The 17,040-nt window shown below is 61.0% G+C and carries 15 protein-coding genes and 2 tRNA genes; 11 read left to right on the top strand and 6 right to left on the bottom strand.

Going from position 1 to position 17,040, the window contains the following annotated elements:
- Nucleotides 1-176: 176 nt before the first annotated feature.
- Entirely contained in the window at nucleotides 177-767 is a 591-nt protein-coding gene (locus FJ934_RS10685; RefSeq protein WP_140609489.1) for a hypothetical protein, read from the bottom strand.
- A 339-nt stretch (nucleotides 768-1,106) separates the two neighbouring features.
- Between FJ934_RS10685 and clpP the strand changes: the two genes are divergently transcribed.
- The 4 genes from clpP to FJ934_RS10665 all read left to right on the top strand — a co-directional run bounded on the left by clpP (nucleotide 1,107) and on the right by FJ934_RS10665 (nucleotide 6,459).
- Nucleotides 1,107-1,736, top strand: a complete 630-nt coding sequence (gene clpP, locus FJ934_RS10680; RefSeq protein WP_027028064.1) for an ATP-dependent Clp endopeptidase proteolytic subunit ClpP — start codon at nucleotides 1,107-1,109, stop codon at nucleotides 1,734-1,736.
- Between the two features lie 295 nt (nucleotides 1,737-2,031).
- Nucleotides 2,032-3,306: an ATP-dependent Clp protease ATP-binding subunit ClpX gene (gene clpX, locus FJ934_RS10675; protein WP_140609487.1), complete on the top strand. Its 1,275-nt coding sequence runs from the start codon at nucleotides 2,032-2,034 to the stop codon at nucleotides 3,304-3,306.
- 272 nt (nucleotides 3,307-3,578) lie between these two features.
- Nucleotides 3,579-5,990: an endopeptidase La gene (gene lon, locus FJ934_RS10670; protein WP_140609485.1), complete on the top strand. Its 2,412-nt coding sequence runs from the start codon at nucleotides 3,579-3,581 to the stop codon at nucleotides 5,988-5,990.
- A gap of 196 nt (nucleotides 5,991-6,186) precedes the next feature.
- The gene (locus FJ934_RS10665; RefSeq protein WP_140609483.1) at nucleotides 6,187-6,459 is read left to right on the top strand and encodes an HU family DNA-binding protein; all 273 of its coding nucleotides are present in this window, start codon (nucleotides 6,187-6,189) and stop codon (nucleotides 6,457-6,459) included.
- Nucleotides 6,460-6,543: 84 nt separating this feature from the next.
- On the opposite strand, the gene FJ934_RS10660 is transcribed toward FJ934_RS10665, so the two are convergent.
- The gene (locus tag FJ934_RS10660; protein ID WP_140609481.1) at nucleotides 6,544-7,566 is read right to left on the bottom strand and encodes an aldo/keto reductase; all 1,023 of its coding nucleotides are present in this window, start codon (nucleotides 7,564-7,566) and stop codon (nucleotides 6,544-6,546) included.
- Nucleotides 7,567-7,730: 164 nt separating this feature from the next.
- Between FJ934_RS10660 and FJ934_RS10655 the strand changes: the two genes are divergently transcribed.
- Both FJ934_RS10655 and FJ934_RS10650 read left to right on the top strand, forming a co-directional pair.
- Nucleotides 7,731-8,297, top strand: a complete 567-nt coding sequence (locus tag FJ934_RS10655) for an SIS domain-containing protein (protein ID WP_140609479.1) — start codon at nucleotides 7,731-7,733, stop codon at nucleotides 8,295-8,297.
- A gap of 3 nt (nucleotides 8,298-8,300) precedes the next feature.
- Nucleotides 8,301-9,044: a creatininase family protein gene (locus FJ934_RS10650; protein ID WP_140609477.1), complete on the top strand. Its 744-nt coding sequence runs from the start codon at nucleotides 8,301-8,303 to the stop codon at nucleotides 9,042-9,044.
- 115 nt (nucleotides 9,045-9,159) lie between these two features.
- Here the strand turns inward: FJ934_RS10650 and FJ934_RS10645 are convergent, their stop codons facing one another.
- The 3 genes from FJ934_RS10645 to FJ934_RS10635 form a co-directional block, all read right to left on the bottom strand.
- Nucleotides 9,160-10,077: a carbohydrate ABC transporter permease gene (locus tag FJ934_RS10645; RefSeq protein WP_140609475.1), complete on the bottom strand. Its 918-nt coding sequence runs from the start codon at nucleotides 10,075-10,077 to the stop codon at nucleotides 9,160-9,162.
- Nucleotides 10,078-10,088: 11 nt separating this feature from the next.
- Nucleotides 10,089-11,210 (bottom strand): sugar ABC transporter permease, encoded by a 1,122-nt coding sequence (locus FJ934_RS10640; protein ID WP_140609473.1) that lies wholly within the window; start codon nucleotides 11,208-11,210, stop codon nucleotides 10,089-10,091.
- Nucleotides 11,211-11,300: 90 nt separating this feature from the next.
- Nucleotides 11,301-12,968: a sugar ABC transporter substrate-binding protein gene (locus FJ934_RS10635; protein WP_140609471.1), complete on the bottom strand. Its 1,668-nt coding sequence runs from the start codon at nucleotides 12,966-12,968 to the stop codon at nucleotides 11,301-11,303.
- A 293-nt stretch (nucleotides 12,969-13,261) separates the two neighbouring features.
- Between FJ934_RS10635 and ugpC the strand changes: the two genes are divergently transcribed.
- Genes ugpC through rbsK form a run of 3 tightly spaced genes read left to right on the top strand, consistent with a single transcriptional unit; the run spans nucleotide 13,262 to nucleotide 15,734 of the window.
- A complete protein-coding gene (gene ugpC / locus FJ934_RS10630; protein ID WP_140609469.1) occupies nucleotides 13,262-14,311 on the top strand; it encodes a sn-glycerol-3-phosphate ABC transporter ATP-binding protein UgpC in 1,050 nt (349 codons plus the stop codon).
- 27 nt (nucleotides 14,312-14,338) lie between these two features.
- The gene (locus FJ934_RS10625; RefSeq protein ID WP_140609467.1) at nucleotides 14,339-14,791 is read left to right on the top strand and encodes an RbsD/FucU family protein; all 453 of its coding nucleotides are present in this window, start codon (nucleotides 14,339-14,341) and stop codon (nucleotides 14,789-14,791) included.
- Nucleotides 14,792-14,795: 4 nt separating this feature from the next.
- Nucleotides 14,796-15,734: a ribokinase gene (gene rbsK / locus FJ934_RS10620; protein WP_140609465.1), complete on the top strand. Its 939-nt coding sequence runs from the start codon at nucleotides 14,796-14,798 to the stop codon at nucleotides 15,732-15,734.
- Between the two features lie 166 nt (nucleotides 15,735-15,900).
- Here the strand turns inward: rbsK and FJ934_RS10615 are convergent.
- Nucleotides 15,901-15,977, bottom strand: a tRNA-Asp gene (locus FJ934_RS10615).
- Nucleotides 15,978-16,194: 217 nt separating this feature from the next.
- Here FJ934_RS10615 and FJ934_RS10610 point away from each other — a divergent pair.
- Both FJ934_RS10610 and FJ934_RS10605 read left to right on the top strand, forming a co-directional pair.
- Nucleotides 16,195-16,270 (top strand) — tRNA-Val (locus FJ934_RS10610).
- A 9-nt stretch (nucleotides 16,271-16,279) separates the two neighbouring features.
- Nucleotides 16,280-17,035, top strand: a complete 756-nt coding sequence (locus FJ934_RS10605; protein WP_140609463.1) for a hypothetical protein — start codon at nucleotides 16,280-16,282, stop codon at nucleotides 17,033-17,035.
- Nucleotides 17,036-17,040: the final 5 nt, after the last annotated feature.

The following is a 17,040-nucleotide window of genomic DNA, read 5'->3' as shown; positions in this document are numbered from 1 at the left end:
GTTCCAGACCGTATGTCGCGCCCAATGAACTAAGTTTGGCGGACCAGTCGATTGAGCCGGCCGGTGCGCTGCGGAAGGCCTGGACGGACGAGTGCGATTGTCGTCGGCGCGGGCAGTGGCGATATCGCCGGCCTGGCTGCGGGCCGAGGTGGTCTGAGCGCCTGCCTGAACCTGAATTAGCCTTGGCAATGCCTGGAAATATGCACGCGCCGCCAGCCCGAAGAGCCTTCCCGCACCAGCACGCGCCGTGCGACCGTCTGGTAGGACGCAGGAACATCGATGACACGCCTTTGCTCCGGCTGCACCAGCACTTCCTCGGCGATCCGGTCATATTGCGCCGGGATGACGACACGGCGGGTACGTTCCGGCTGGATCACCACCGTCTCGGCGACGCGTTCGTAGCGCGCCTTGTGCCAGATCTTGCAGAGCACGCGGCGCCCATGGATGACGCGCCATTCCCAGGAATAGCCCCCGCCATCGACTTTCACTGTGTGGTAGATGGTACGGGTGATCGCGGGCACGACTTCGTAGGTCACCTGTGTGGGAACGGTCATCACCACGCGTTCGCGCGTGCCGTAGATGGGTGGCGTGTAATCGACCTGCTGGCCCGGCGGGCTTATCATCATATCTTCATAGACCGTGTCGTAGACGGCCGGTGCGCGCACCGGTTCATAGCACTCGACAGCGCGGCCACCGGCTGCCGTCTGCGACGTTGTGCCGAGCATTGCCAGCCCGGTAATGGCGAAGGACGCACTTCTCCTGAGCATCACATTCCCCCTGTTTGAACTGTAGGCACAAGTTCAACGTTGAATTGTAGGGTAAGCGGTCCTGGAGAAAAGCGGCTTCCCGCATTTCGTTAAGTGACGCGGTTAAGAAATTGCTACGTTGGCGGCGGGTCGATTGTGCGGCTGTGGCACGGCGGAGGTTGTCATTGCAACGAATCCTGGCCGCAAAGCTTGATTCGCCTTACCCAGATGGCTAGGACGGGTCGGCCTTGCACAAGGATGAGCCGGCATCCTATCTACGGAACAGCGATCCAGAACCGATTCTTCCCGACTTGCCAGCATTCCCGGCGCCGGACCCCACCGCGAGATAAGAGATAACTGATGAAGAACCCCGTCGAAACCTACATGAACCTCGTTCCGATGGTGGTCGAGCAGACCAATCGCGGCGAGCGGGCCTACGACATTTTCTCGCGCCTCCTCAAGGAGCGCATCATTTTCATCACCGGACCGGTCGAGGACGGCATGGCGACGCTGGTCTGCGCGCAGCTTCTGTTCCTCGAAGCCGAGAATCCGAAGAAGGAAATCAACCTCTACATCAATTCGCCAGGTGGCGTCGTCACCTCGGGCATGGCGATCTACGACACCATGCAGTTCATCAAGCCGGCCGTGTCGACCCTCTGTATCGGCCAGGCCGCCTCGATGGGCTCGCTGCTCCTGACCGCTGGCCACAAGGACATGCGCTTCGCCACGCCGAACGCGCGCATCATGGTCCACCAGCCGTCCGGCGGCTTCCAGGGCCAGGCGTCCGACATCGAACGCCATGCCCAGGACATCATCAAGTTGAAGCGTCGCCTCAACGAGGTCTACGTCAAGCACACCGGCAAGAGCTATGACGAGATCGAGAAGACGCTCGATCGCGACCATTTCATGACCGCCGACGAGGCGAAGGATTTCGGCCTTATCGACAAGGTCATTTCGTCGCGCGAGGCGGCCGAAGGGGCGCTGGCATAAAGGCTAATTGGCAACTGGATGGCACCATCACGCGCTTTTGGCGCGTCTTGCGGCATTTCGGCCACAATTGGCTGTTCCCTCGGGGATTGGGATTTGCCTACGTTAAGGCTATGTTGATTTTCGACGGCTTAGCTTTGTGTGGGGTGCTGCGAATCATTGCCACGTTTTCTGATTTGTGTTTCGTACGGAATACGTTGCGGGAGCCGGGACACTGGCGGCGGCGGATTCCCGCGATAGATTAAAGTTACGCCCTTTCAGCCAGACCATCGGCGGGCGGCCATGAAAGGACATGAAAATGCCTGCGAACAATACCGGCGGCGGTGATTCCAAGAACACGCTTTATTGCTCGTTTTGCGGCAAGAGCCAGCACGAAGTGCGTAAGCTGATCGCTGGCCCGACGGTCTTCATCTGCGACGAGTGCGTCGAACTCTGCATGGACATCATCCGCGAGGAGAACAAGACCTCGATGGTGAAGTCGCGCGAGGGCGTGCCGACTCCGCAGGAGATCCTCAAGGTTCTCGACGACTACGTCATCGGCCAGCCCTACGCCAAGCGTGTGCTGTCGGTGGCGGTCCACAACCACTACAAGCGCCTCGCGCATGCGGGCAAGAACAACGATGTCGAACTGGCCAAGTCCAACATCCTGCTGATCGGCCCGACCGGTTGCGGCAAGACGCTGCTTGCGCAGACGCTGGCCCGCATCATCGACGTGCCCTTCACCATGGCGGATGCCACGACGCTGACCGAGGCCGGCTACGTCGGCGAGGACGTCGAGAACATCATCCTGAAGCTGTTGCAGTCGGCCGACTACAATGTCGAGCGCGCCCAGCGCGGCATCGTCTACATCGATGAGATCGACAAGATTTCGCGCAAGTCCGACAATCCCTCGATCACCCGCGACGTGTCGGGCGAAGGCGTGCAGCAGGCGCTGCTGAAGATCATGGAAGGCACGGTCGCCTCCGTGCCGCCGCAGGGCGGCAGGAAGCATCCGCAGCAGGAATTCCTGCAGGTGGACACCGCCAACATCCTGTTCATCTGCGGCGGCGCGTTTGCCGGCCTGGACAAGATCATCTCGGATCGCGGCCGCAAGACCTCGATCGGCTTCGGCGCCATCGTCGCTTCGCCTGAGGATCGCCGCACCGGCGATGTGTTCCGGCTTGTCGAGCCGGAGGATCTGCTGAAGTTCGGCCTCATTCCGGAGTTCGTCGGCCGTTTGCCGGTCCTGGCGACGCTGGAGGATCTCGACGAGCCGGCGCTGATCCAGATCCTGACCGAGCCGAAGAACGCTCTGGTCAAGCAGTATCAGCGGCTGTTCGAGATGGAGAATGTCGACCTGACGTTCCACGAGAACGCCTTGTCGGCGATCGCCAAGCGCGCCATCGAGCGCAAGACCGGCGCGCGCGGCCTGCGTTCGATCATGGAAGCGATCCTGCTCGACACCATGTTCGAACTGCCCGCGCTCGAAGGCGTGCGCGAAGTGGTGATTTCGGAAGAAGTGGTGACCGGCAGCGCCCGGCCGCTCTACATCTATTCCGAACAGAAGGAAAAGAAGGGCAACGTCAGCGCGTGATGTCGCACTTGATCCGATGTTTTTTATGGAACGGCGCCCTCGCGGCGCCGTTTTGCTGTGAGGGCATGCGACCTTTGCACTGGAGTGGATTGCGGCGATGTTAACTCTTGATCTTTGCCCCTCTTGCATCCACCTAACACGAGAAGGCCGAGGTGCCCGATTTCTGTGCTGTAAAACTCCCGTCACAAACGGTGGTAGGCGGAACGATCCCCGGTCGTTAATATGAGATTCGCGGTTGGCCTGATGGCGACCGCGACATGAAAGGTTGGACAATGGCCAAAATATCCAAGGCTCCCAGCGACGGCGTCTTCGCAGTCCTCCCACTGCGCGACATCGTGGTGTTCCCGCATATGATCGTTCCGCTCTTCGTTGGGCGTGAAAAGTCGATCAAGGCGTTGGAAGAGGTGATGGGTCAGGAAAAGCAGATCCTGCTTGCCACCCAGATGAATGCCGCCGATGACGATCCCGAGCCCGATGCCATCTTCGACATCGGCACGCTCGCCAATGTGCTGCAATTGCTGAAGCTGCCCGACGGCACCGTCAAGGTTCTGGTCGAAGGCGCCTCGCGCGCGAAAATCGTCTCCTTCACCGACCGCCCCGACTTCCACGAGGCCCGCGCCACGGCGCTGGTCGAGCCGGAAGAGGAAGAGGTCGAGGTTGAGGCGCTGGCTCGTTCGGTCGTCACCGACTTCGAGAACTACGTCAAGCTGAACAAGAAGATCTCGCCCGAAGTGGTGGGTGCCGCCAGCCAGATCGACGACTATTCCAAGCTCGCCGATACGGTTGCCTCGCATCTCGCCATCAAGATCCCTGAAAAGCAGGAGATGCTGGCCACGCTCTCGGTCAAGGAGCGGCTGGAAAAGGCGATGGGCTTCATGGAAGCCGAAATCTCCGTCCTGCAGGTGGAGAAGCGCATCCGCTCGCGCGTCAAGCGCCAGATGGAGAAGACCCAGCGCGAATACTACCTCAACGAGCAGATGAAGGCGATCCAGAAGGAGCTCGGCGAAGGCGAGGATGGCCGCGACGAGGCCGCCGAGATCGAGGCGCGCATCAAGAAGACCAAGCTTTCCAAGGAGGCCCGCGAAAAGGCGGAAGCCGAACTGAAGAAGCTGCGGACGATGTCGCCGATGTCGGCTGAATCGACCGTTGTGCGCAACTATCTCGATTGGCTGCTGTCGATACCGTGGGGCAAGAACTCCAAGGTCAAGCAGGATTTGGCCTATGCGCAGAACGTGCTCGACACCGATCATTTCGGCCTCGACAAGGTCAAGGACCGCATCGTCGAGTATCTCGCCGTTCAGAGCCGCCAGAAGAAGCTGAAGGGGCCGATCCTGTGCCTCGTCGGCCCTCCCGGCGTCGGCAAGACCTCGCTCGGCAAGTCGATCGCCAAGGCGACCGGCCGCGAATTCATCCGCATGGCGCTTGGCGGCGTGCGTGATGAGGCCGAGATCCGTGGCCACCGGCGCACCTATATCGGCTCGATGCCCGGCAAGGTCATCCAGTCGATGAAGAAGGCGAAGAAGTCCAACCCGCTCTTCCTGCTCGACGAGATCGACAAGATGGGCCAGGACTTCCGTGGCGATCCATCGTCGGCCCTGCTCGAGGTGCTCGATCCCGAGCAGAACTCGACGTTCATGGACCATTACCTCGAGGTCGAATACGACCTGTCGAGCGTGATGTTCGTGACGACGGCAAACACGCTGAACATCCCTGCGCCCTTGATGGACCGCATGGAGATCATCCGTATCGCCGGCTACACCGAGGACGAGAAGATCGAAATCGCCAAGCGGCACTTGCTGCCCAAGGTGGTGCGTGACCATGCCCTGCAGCCGAAGGAATTCTCCGTCGGCGAGGACGCGATCCGCGCCATCATCCAGACCTACACCCGTGAAGCGGGCGTCCGTAGCCTGGAGCGCGAGTTGATGAAGCTTGGGCGCAAGGCGGTGACCGAGATCCTGAAGACGAAGAAGAAGACGGTGAACATCACGGCGGCGAACCTCGCCGATTACCTCGGTGTCCAGCGCTTCCGCTTCGGCCAGGTCGAGGCTGACGATCAGGTCGGTGTCGTCACCGGTCTTGCCTGGACGGAAGTCGGCGGCGAGCTGCTGACGATCGAAGGCGTCATGATGCCCGGCAAGGGCCGCATGACGGTGACGGGCAATTTGCGCGACGTGATGAAGGAATCGATCTCGGCGGCGGCCTCCTATGTCCGCTCGAGGGCGATCGATTTCGGCATTGAGCCGCCGCTGTTCGACAAGCGCGATATCCATGTGCACTTGCCGGAAGGCGCCACGCCGAAGGACGGCCCGTCTGCTGGCGCCGCCATGGCTACGGCTATCGTGTCGGTTCTGACGGGTATTCCGGTCCGCGCCGATGTGGCAATGACTGGCGAGATAACGCTTCGCGGCCGCATCTTGCCGATCGGTGGCCTCAAGGAGAAGCTGCTTGCCGCGCTCCGCGGCGGCATCAAGAAGGTGCTGATCCCGGAAGACAACGCCAAGGATCTGGCGGAGATTCCGGATAACGTGAAGAACGGCATGGAAATCATTCCGGTCTCGCGGGTCGGCGAAGTGTTGCGCCACGCACTGGTGCGCATGCCCGAGCCAATTGAATGGGTCGAGCCCGTCAATCCTCCGGCCGCGACTGAAACGGCGGATGACGCTGGAAAGTCGCTTGCGCATTAGAGTCTTCTAAAGTTGCAGCGCACAAACAGAAAGCCGGGCCTCGCGCCCGGCTTTTTCATGTTAAAAACCCCGGATTTCCGGGCTTTTTTCCACTTTTCCCGGGCTTTTCGACTTGGTTGCGGGAACGCTTCTTTCTAAAGTCCGTTTCCTGCCGGATGAGTCGTATGTTCCGGCGTTCTCATGGAAGGGAATTTTTATGAACAAGAACGAACTGGTGTCCGCTGTCGCCGACACCGCGAGCATTTCGAAGGGTGACGCGCAGTCGGCGGTCGATGCGGTATTTTCCGTGATCACCGGCGAACTGAAGAAGGGCGGCGATGTACGGCTTGTCGGCTTTGGCAATTTCACCGTGTCAAAGCGTGCGGCTTCGACCGGCCGCAACCCGCAGACCGGCGCTGAAGTGCAGATCCCGGCACGCACCGTGCCGAAGTTCTCGGCCGGCAAAGGCCTCAAGGACGCAGTCAACTAAGCGCGTTTTTTTCTTTTTTCAGAGACCAGAAAAGCCGGGCTCCCCGGCTTTTCCTTTTTATGTCTGCCTGGAGGCGGATGATTGTCATGCGGTTGGCGCATCCGCACGCATCAGACCTTCCTGTTTGAGGTCGGCCCAGAGGGCGGCGGGCAGTTTCGCGTCGAGCAGCGCCCGGTTGCTTTCTACTTCGCTCGGCCGCTGGCCGCCGGGGATCACTGAAACGACCGAGGGGTGCAGCAGCGGGAATTTGAGCGCCGCCTCGATCAGCCGCACGCCATGGCGTTTGCAGACAGCTTCGATGCCGGCGACCCGGTCGAGAATGTCCTTGGGCGCTTCGGAATAGTTGTAGTAGGCGCCGGGCTTTGGTCCCGTTGCAAGGATGCCGGAATTGTAGGGGCCGCCGAGAACGATGCCGATGCCGCGTTTCTGGCAAAGCGGCAGGAAGGACGTCAGCGCCTCCTGTTCGAGCAGCGTGTAGCGTCCGGCCAGCAGAAACAGGTCGAAATCGCCGCGCTCGGCCAGTGTCTGGGCAACCTGCCATTCGTTGATACCGCCGCCGAAGGCCTTGATGACGCCCTGGTCGCGCAGCGACAGCAGCCCGTAATAGCCCGAGCGCATGAACTCCTCGATGCGCCGGTCGGACGCCTCCTTGCTGCCATGGGTGAAAATGTCGACATCGTGCACGAACAGGATGTCGATCCGGTCGACACCCAAGCGTTCGAGCGAGGCTTCGAATGAGCGCATGACGCCATCATAGCTGTAATCGTACACCTCCTGACGCGACGGCGTGTCGAAGAACTTGCCGATCCCTGTGCGCTGCTCTGGCGGGCAGGCGCGCATGAGGCGTCCGACCTTGCTCGACAGCACGTAGTCGTCGCGCTTCTTCGAGCGCAGGAACGGATTGAGGCGTGTTTCGGATAGGCCAAGCCCATAGAGCGGCGCGGTGTCGTAATAGCGGCAGCCGGTCGCCCAGGCGGCGTCGAGCGTTGCATTGGCATCCTCGTCCGAGACGGCGCGATAGAGATTACCCAGCGGCGCGGTGCCGAAGCCGAGTTCTGTAAAGGTGATGCCGCCATTGCCGATGCGGTCGAAATGCCGTGTCTTCATATCTTAGAGGTGTCCCGGGTTGATTTGTCTGACATGACATTATCACGCCTGTGGCCCGGCAAAAGCGCTGCACAGCGTTGGACATGCATTTTCGCCGTTGCTAGCATGAACGAAATCAAGCTGTTCGTGGAAAAATCCGGGATGATTTCGAGCGCGGGTTTGCCGTGAGCGACCAGAACGAAAACCTGTTCAGAACCGCGCTCGACGAACTCGGCGCCGTGCTGGCGCGCGTGGATGAAGGCTGCATCGATGCCGCGTGCAATATGTTGGCCGATGCCGGGCGGATCGTCGTCTATGGCTGCGGCCGCGAGGCCCTGCAGGTCAAGGGTTTTGCCATGCGGCTCTATCATCTGGGACTGCCGGTCTCGGTGGTCGGCGACATGACCACGCCGCCGCTGGGGCCGGGCGATGTTTTCCTGGCCAGTTCCGGGCCGGGAGAAACTTCGACGGTGCTCACCTTGATGCGCGTCGCGCGCGAAGCCGGCGCGACAAATCTGCTGCTGACCGCTCAGTCTGGTGGTAGTGCGGCGCGGCTGGCTGACACCACGCTGCTCATCCCGGCCCAGACCATGGCCAACGACCAGGGACCGCAAAGGACTTCGGTGCTGCCGATGGGCTCGCTATTCGAGGGGGCGCTGTTCCTGCTGTTCGAGGTGATGGTGCTGAAGCTCAAAGCCCTGACCGGTGCGTCGCCTGAAGCCATGCGCGCGCGCCACACCAACATGGAATAGATCATGCGCTATGAACTGATGCTGCCGCACCAGATCCGCAAGGCGATCGCCGAAAACTGGCCGGTCGTTCTGCCGCTCGGCGTGCTGGAATACCATGGCGAGCACATGGCCGTCGGCATGGACACGCTGGCCGTCATCAAGACGCTGGAACTGTTCGAAAAGGAGAGGCACATCGTCATCCTGCCGCCTTTCTACTATGGCGCGGCGAGTTACGCGGTGGCACCCCCGGAAGGCAGTGGTTCGGTGCAGGTCGGCGGCAATCAACTGGCGCCATTCGGCGAGGAGCTGTTCTACAGCCTGCTGCGCAACGGTTTCCGCAACATCCACGCCATCATCCACCACCAGACCGAGAATTTCGCCGCCGGCATGCCGACCGATCTGGCCTTCAAGACCGCGGGCCGGCAGGCCATCTTTCGATTTCTCGAAAAGGAGCGCGGCGAGGGCTGGTGGGGTTCGAACACCATGACCGATTACTATGCCGGCCATGCCCAGGGTGAGAATGTCTTCAACTGGGTGCAGGTGCATCCACTGATGCCGGCCGCTATGAATGGCAAGTATCCGTTCGATCATGCCGGGATCGGCGAGACGTCATTGATGCTGGCGCTATATCCGGAGGCTGTTGACGCGGCGCACTTCGCCGACAACAAGAGCTGGTATACGGCGAGCGCCAAGGATGCGTCGGCGGAACTCGGGCACAAGGGCGTCGCCATGATCATGGATCACCTGCGCACGATCCTGAAGGCTTAGCCTTTTGTCCTCAGCCAGGCGCTCGGCATGAGGCCCTTCGGCGTAGCGATCGTGCCCTTGTAGCCGACCCGGATGTTGCACGCGCCCCGGTGCTTCGCCGTCACGCCTATCCGGCCTATTTCACGGCTCCCGCTGTCATGCCCATGATCAGATAGCGTTCCAGGGCGATGCCGATGACCGCCAGCGGCGCGATGGCCGCGGTGGCAAGGGCCGCCATCGACCACCAGTTGATGCCTTGCGAGCCGGTCTGGCTCGCCACCATCACCGGGATGGTCTTGGCATCGGTCGAGGTCAAAAGGGCGGCGAAGAAATACTCGTTCCAGCACAGCACCATCGCCAGGATGAAGGCGGCGACCATGCCCGGCAGCGCGATCGGCATGACGATGCGCAAGAATGCGCCCCAGATCGACAGGCCATCGACGAGTGCTGCTTCCTCCAGTTCGACCGGTATCGAGTTGAACTGGTCGCGCATGATCCAGATGACGATCGGCAGCACCATCAGCGTGTAGAGCAGGATCAGCCCGACGCGCGTGTCTAGCAGGCCGACCTCCCGGTAGAGGACCAGGAAGGGCAGGGCGAGCACCACAGGCGGCAGGATCAACTGCGACAGGAAGAAGAACGAGATATCCTCGTTCTTGAACCAGGCGAAGCGATAGCGGTAGCGCGTGAGGCCGTAGGCGGCGAGGCTGCCGATGATGATGGCGAGGCTCGACGCGCCAACCGAGGTGATGACCGAATTCATGAAGCGCTTGAAGAATTCGTCACGCACCGTGGAGGTCTGGGAAATCGAATCCGGCGACAGGCCAAGCGATCGCCAACCCTTCCAGTCCGGCTGGAAGTCTATGAAGGGGATGAGATGCCCTTGCGTGACGTCGACCGCCGATTTGAACGAGGTCGTTATCGTCCAGTAGATCGGGAACAGGCAGATGAAGGCCCAGAACACCAGCGCGCCGTAGATGAAGACGCGGCTGGTGATGAAGCTCGCCGGAGAGCGGATTTCGGAGGCGGTATAGTCGGTGGTCTGAACGCTCATGATCCGGCCACTCAGTTGACGTTGCGCACGAAGCGGTTGGCAAGCTTCAAGAGCCAGGTCACGAACACGACGATGATGACGAGATAGGCCATCGCCAGCATGGTGCCGTAGCCGACATTCGAGCGGTCGCGGTATTCGCGGTAGATGAAGCTCGATACGGAATCGGTCGCACCGCCCGGGCCGCCCGACGTCACCGTGATGATGATGTCGGCAAGCTTCAGCTTGAAGATGATGCGCAGGATCACCGCCGTCACCGACACCGGCAGCATCAGCGGGAAGGTGACCTGCCAGAAGGTCTGCCATGCGGTCGCGCCGTCGACGCGCGCCGCCTCGAGCACCTCGCGCGACATTGCCTGCAGGCCGGCGAGCAGCATGATCATCATGAACGGAATGAAGGTCCAGGCATCAAGCAGCATGATCGAGATGCGCGCGGTGATCGGGTCGGAAAAGAAGGCGGGATTGTCCCAGCCGAGATGGCGTGCCAGCGTTGCCGCCGGTCCGAACCGGTACTCCATGAGTGATTTGCCGATCATCCAGGACACCGCCACGGGCGACAGCATCAGCGGCATCAGGAAGACGACGCGGAAGAATTTTCGCGCCCGGATCTGCGCGTTGAGCAACAACGCCAGCCCGAAGGCGATGACATATTCGACCAGTACCGCCAGCACATAGAGCACCATGTTGAACAGCGCGTTGCGGTAGTAGGGATCGCCGAGCATCTGCCAGAAATTGTCGAGCCCGTTGAACCTGCGGCCACTGAAGGAACTGAGATTCCAGTCGGTGAGCGCTATGTAGAAACCGAACAGCGTCGGGAAGATCACCATGGCGATGGTGAAGAGCAGCGCCGGCAACAGGAACAGCGCGCGCTGGCCGTCCTCGCCACGCGTCAGAACCTGGCCGATGCCGAGTGCCACGCCCCACAACACATAGGCATAGACGACAGGACGCCACGTCTCGAAGCCGATCGTATCGATTTCGCTCTTGTAGAGGATCTGCACCACGATGGTCGCTAGCAAGCCAAACGTGGCGATTGTCATCAGCGCCCAGCCGAGACGTTTGCGGCCCGGCGGGATCAGATCATAAGGGACGGCGTCAGCCGGCCACTGGTGTGCGGTCGAAGTCTGGTCAGCCACAAATCTCGCCCGTTTTTAGAAAGTTCCGCGATGGCCGGAGGTCAGACATGGTCCGGCGGATCGCCCGCCGGACCATGGTGTGTATGGGCATTAGGCCATGCCGAGCGAAGCCTTATAAAGCTTGATCTGCTTTTCGCGGCCGATCTGGTCTGTCAGCTTTTCCCAGGCTGCGGCGATGGCATCCGCACCTTCCTGTGCCTTCATCTTGCCGGCGAAGGTGTTGGCCAAAATGTCCTCGGCGGCGCTGTAATACTGGAAGATGCCGGGGATGCGCGGCTCGATCGCCGCGTTGGGATGGTTGTAGCTATCGCCTTCCGACTTGAGGTAGGAGGTGATGAAGGCTTCGTCGTAGCCCGCGGCCACCCATTCCGGAATGTCGAAGTGCGAATTGCGGTAGGGCTGGAAGCCGGACGGATACATTGCCGTCCAGATCGACAGGTCCTTGCCGCCGAGATGGGCGGCGGCCGACCAGGCCGCCTTCTTTTTCTTTTCGTCCTTGTCGACGCGGGCCATGACATAGACGCCCCAGCCGAGATAGGCGCAGTTCGGCGAATAGTTCGGACCGCTGGCCAGCTTTTCCCATTTGCCAGTCTTGGAATTGTAGACATCGTCGGAGCCCGGCAGGATCGAGAAGCCGGTGACATCGCCGATGACCGATGAATCATTGGTCTTGACGTTCGAGCCGACGTCGCCCCACCAGGGGATCATCGAGCCCGTGCCGGCCAGGAATTGCTGGAAGGCGGTTGTGTTCGGGTCGGCGTTGATCTGGTCGGCGGGTTCGGAGGGCAGAGCGTCGATCACGTCCTGGATGGCGCGCACCCAGGCAGGGTTGTTGATCCGCGGCTTCATCGTGTCGGCGTCGAACAGCCAGGCCTTGTCGTCGGGGTGTTTGGCGTAGGCGGTGGCGCGGCTGCCCAGGAAGTAGAAACCGAAACCGCCCCATGGCTTGGGTGCATCGAGATAGCCATAGACATCCTGGCCCTTGAACTTCTTGCCCTTGAGGAACTTGGTCACGGCCTGCACCTGCTGCCAGGTTTTCGGCACGCCCCATTCGCCCTCACCGCCGCCATCCTTCCACTGCTTGGCAAGGTCCGCGTCTGCGAACACATCGGTGCGGTAATTGAAATTGTGCGTGTCGCCATCGATGGTCACGCGATACTGCTTGCCGTCCCACGTGCCGACCGGCGGCTTCAGATAGTTGACCAGATCGTCGAAATCGATCTGTTTCTTGACCCAGTCGGGCATCTCCGACGTCAGGCCCTTGCCGCAGACATCGCCTTCGAAGGGCGCGCCCATCTCGATGATGTCGAAGTCGACGGTGCCGGTGGCGATCGACTGCTGCAGGCGGGCGTTGTAATCAGCCTGCGCCAGGTCGATCCAGCTGATCTTGGCGCCCGTATAGGCCTCCCACGGCTTCAGGAAGCCGCGGAACAGCACATTGTGCAGGTTCTGGTTGTTGAGACCCATGAATGTCAGCTCGACGCCGGCGAACTCGCCTTGCTTGACATTTGCCTTGGTCGCGTCGAGGCAGAGCTCGCCGACCTTCTGGAAATCGGCATCGGTCGGCTGGCCTTTGCCAACGCCGGGAATCTGCAGGATTTTCGCACGAAGTTCGCTTGCCGCGGAGGCAGGGCGCGTCAAGGCGCCGAGCCCTGCACCGGATGCCGCCGCGATCGCCGCCATGCTGGCAGCGCCCTTCAATATGTAACGCCTGGTCGCACCAGCGCTGACCAGTTTTTCGTAAAGACCTATTCTCATCGATTATTCCTCCCAGAATATCTGCGTGAACGGATGTAGCCAAACTTCTCAGGCATTGGAGCGCCAACGATTCTCCCGGCTCGGAAACGAAATACGCAGGCCCCCACCTGCTCGATTGAAATTCCGATTTTGCGGTTCGGGAAACCAGCGTTCGGACCAGCGCCCATCACTATTCTCACAACCAAACGCCGTGTCAACGAGAACAGGTTTTTATCTATAAGAGACCGACTTGCCCTGGCAGGTCGCGTTGGTTAGCTTCTGCGCCTACGGCCAGTGGAGCCGATGGGGGAGATATGGCTCAAGTCACAATCAGCAAAGTGGCCAAGGCATTTGGAACCGTCAAGGTTCTGCACGAAGTCAGCGTCGATATTTCGGATGGTCAGTTCGTGGTGCTGGTCGGTCCCTCGGGTTGCGGCAAGTCGACATTGCTCAGAATGGTGGCCGGGCTGGAGACCGTCTCGGGCGGCACGATCGCGATCGGCGACCGCGTCGTCAATCATCTGCCGCCGGCAAAACGCGACATCGCCATGGTGTTCCAGAACTATGCGCTCTATCCGCACAAGACTGTGGAGCAGAACATGGCGTTTGCCCTCAAATTGCGGAAAACCGATCCGGCCGTGGTCGCCGAGCGGGTCAAGCGGGCCGCCGACATCCTCGACCTCAACCCTTACCTGAAGCGCTACCCCCGGCAGCTTTCGGGCGGTCAGCGCCAGCGCGTGGCCATGGGCCGCGCCATCGTGCGCGACCCGCAGGTGTTCCTGTTCGACGAACCGCTCTCCAATCTCGACGCAAAGCTGCGCGTGCAGATGCGCACCGAGATCAAGGAACTGCACCAGCGGCTGAAGACCACCACCATCTACGTTACCCACGACCAGATCGAGGCCATGACCATGGCCGACAAGATCGTCGTCATGCGCGACGGCCACATCGAGCAGGTCGGCGCGCCGCTGGATCTGTTCGACCGGCCGGCGAACCTGTTCGTCGCCGGCTTCATCGGCTCACCTTCGATGAACCTGCTTAAGGGCGTCATGCGCAAGGGCGGCGTCGACATTGCCGGGACGATGTTCCCGCTTGCTCACAACAATGTCGTTGAGGAGGGGCGTGGTGTCGTCTACGGCGTGCGGCCCGAACATCTCGAAATCCACCCCGACGGCGTGCCGGCGAAGATTTCGGTGGTCGAGCCGACCGGCTCGGAGACGCTGGTGTTCCTCCGCTTCGGCGAAGGCGAGATGGTAGCGCTGTTTCGCGAGCGCCATGACTTCAGGCCCGGCGATACGTTGAAGCTCCGGCCAAGGCTCGACCACCTCCATCTGTTCGACGCCGAGACCGGCACGCGTCTCTGATCTTAAACGGACTTCACGAGGACCATCATGCTCAAAGGGATCGATCCGCTGCTCAATGCCGATGTGCTCCAGGCATTGCGGGCGATGGGCCATGGTGATGACCTGATCATCGCCGATACCAACTTCCCGTCCGATTCGGTGGCACGCCAGACGGCGCTCGGCCGGCTGCTGCGCATCGATGCGTCGGCGGCGCAAGTGGTCAAGGCGGTGCTGTCGCTCTACCCGCTGGACACGTTCGTCGACGATTCCGCCGCCCGCATGGAGATCGTCGGCAAACCGGACGAGATTCCGCCGGTGCAGAAAGAGGTGCAAAAGGAGATCGACGCGGCCGAAGGCAAATCCTGGCCGATGCTGCCGGTCGAGCGCTACGCCTTCTACGAGCGCGCCAAGCAGGCCTATTGCGTCATCCAGACCGGCGAGCGCCGCTTCTATGGCTGCTTCGCCTTCCGCAAGGGCGTTGTGCCGCCGGATGCGGAGTAGCGGCATGGCTTCGGGCACGCCGATCATCATCCTCGGTGTCTTTGTCGCCGACACCGCCTATCGCGCCGATCGCCAGCCCCGCATGGGCGAAACGATCCTCGGCAACTCCTTCAAGCTTGGGCCGGGCGGTAAGGGATCGAACCAGGCCGTGGCTGCCGGCAAGCTCGGCGCCGACATCACCTTTCTGACAAGGCTTGGCGTCGATGCCTTCGCCGACATGGCCAGGCGGACCTGGAAGGATGCCGGTGTGAAAAGCGCCGTCATCGACACGCCGGACAGCTACACGGGCGCCGCCTACATCTTCGTCGAGGAGGGAAGCGGCAACAACGCCATCATCGTCAGCCCTGGCGCCGCCATGTTGATCTCGCCCGGTGACATCGAGGCCAATGCCGTCCTGATCCGTGGCGCCGGCGTTTTCGTCACGCAGCTCGAACAGCCGATCGATGCCGCGATGCGGGCACTGGAGATCGCGCGCGGGGCAGGGGTGACGACCATCCTCAATCCCGCCCCCGCCGCCAAGCTTCCCGACAGCATCTATGCGCTCTGCGACTATCTCACGCCCAACGAGACAGAGACCGAGGAACTGACCGGAATGAAGGTCTCCTCGGTCGACGACGCCCGCGCCGCCGCCGGAAAGCTGCTCGAAAAAGGTGTCGGCACGGTCATCGTCACGCTGGGCGACAAGGGCGCGTTGCTGCACACGAAGAATCGCTCCGAGCACATCCTGGCGATCAACGCAGGTCCAGTGGTCGAAACCACGGGGGCGGGGGACGCCTTCAACGGTGGCCTTGCCGCCGCGCTGTCGCGAGGCGTGGAGCCGCTGGAAGCGGTGCGATTCGCCTGTGCCGTCGCCGGCATTTCGGTGACGCGACCCGGCACGGCACCGTCGATGCCGACACTGCAGGAGGTCGAGGCGCTGCTGGCGAAAAGCGATGCGGCTTAGGCCGAGACCTTAGCCTCGGAATCCAGCCTTCAACACCCCGTTGATATGCTCAAGAGATCGAGCCAAGGTCCGAAAGGACTTGTGTCGCTCATGCCTTGCAAGGGATTTCTGACATTCAACGTCGACATTTCTCTTCAAGCCAAAGGTTTGATACCCTTGAGAGAAATGGCGCGAGTGACGGGGCTCGAACCCGCGACCTCCGGCGTGACAGGCCGGCACTCTAACCAACTGAGCTACACCCGCGCATTGACGAGCACGTGTCAGCCGTGTTCGTCGTTGGGCCGCTGGATAAGGGGTTCGCCACCGGGTGTCAAGCGCACGAAACCATCATAACAGCAAACTGGAGAAGGTTTTTTGACAGCCGGCGTTTTGTGGGCAAATCCGGCGTGCGAACAGGACGGCAGCTGTTCATTGGGCCTTGCGAAGCCGGTCCCGACCGCTTAAAGGTCCGCGCCGGAGCGGGCGATTAGCTCAGTTGGTAGAGCGCTTCGTTTACACCGAAGATGTCGGCGGTTCGAGCCCGTCATCGCCCACCATATGGTTTCATGATTTTATGGATTATTTCGCATTGTCGGCTGGCTATTTTTGCGCTGAGCCCGAGCTTGGATGTGAAAATAGGTGTGATGCGTCCTTGGATGTCTCCCGTTCATCGTAACATCGCCGTGTCGTTGATCGGATGTCTGTTGGTGGCAGGCTGCTTCGACGTGAAGCAGGATCTGGCATTCCGTAGCGACGGGACCGCTACGGCCAACGTCCGCATAGCTGTGGATGCTTCGCTGCTTGCGATGGCCAAGGACGCGAACAGCAAATGGTGCAGTTCTGAAAAGCTGTTGTCCTTGAGAGGAATCACCGGAACAGCCGAGCAGACAACCGAGGGAGGGGATGAAGTCTGCTCCATCTCATTCTCCGGCAAGACGGACGATCTCGTTGCGGCTCTTTCGAATGCCAATGTCGGAGGGGACAAAAGGCAAGGGGTTCAGCTCAACCAGGTTGGGGAAAATTACGAATTCGTGGTCAATTTCCCCAGTCTCAAGCCAACCGGCAAGTACGCCGACGATCCAATGGCACAAGGGCTGCAGACCCTCATATTGGCGAAGATGTCAGGCAGGCACATCGCGTGGACGGTGACGGCTCCGCGCATCATCGAGACAAGTGGCACGATATCGGACGACGGACGGACGGCATCGTATTTCCGACCGCTTGCTTCGGCACTTTCCAGCGACCAGCCGACGACATTTAGAGCGGTGTTCTCGTTGGAGCCGCCAGGAATGTTCGAACAATTGTTGAACTGGTTCGGATGAGGGCG

The sequence above is a fragment of the Mesorhizobium sp. B2-4-12 genome, from assembly GCF_006441575.1.
Classification (GTDB): Bacteria; Pseudomonadota; Alphaproteobacteria; order Rhizobiales; family Rhizobiaceae; genus Mesorhizobium.
The sequence above is the reverse complement of the archived record's forward strand: the minus strand, read 5'-3'. Positions and strand labels throughout refer to the sequence as shown.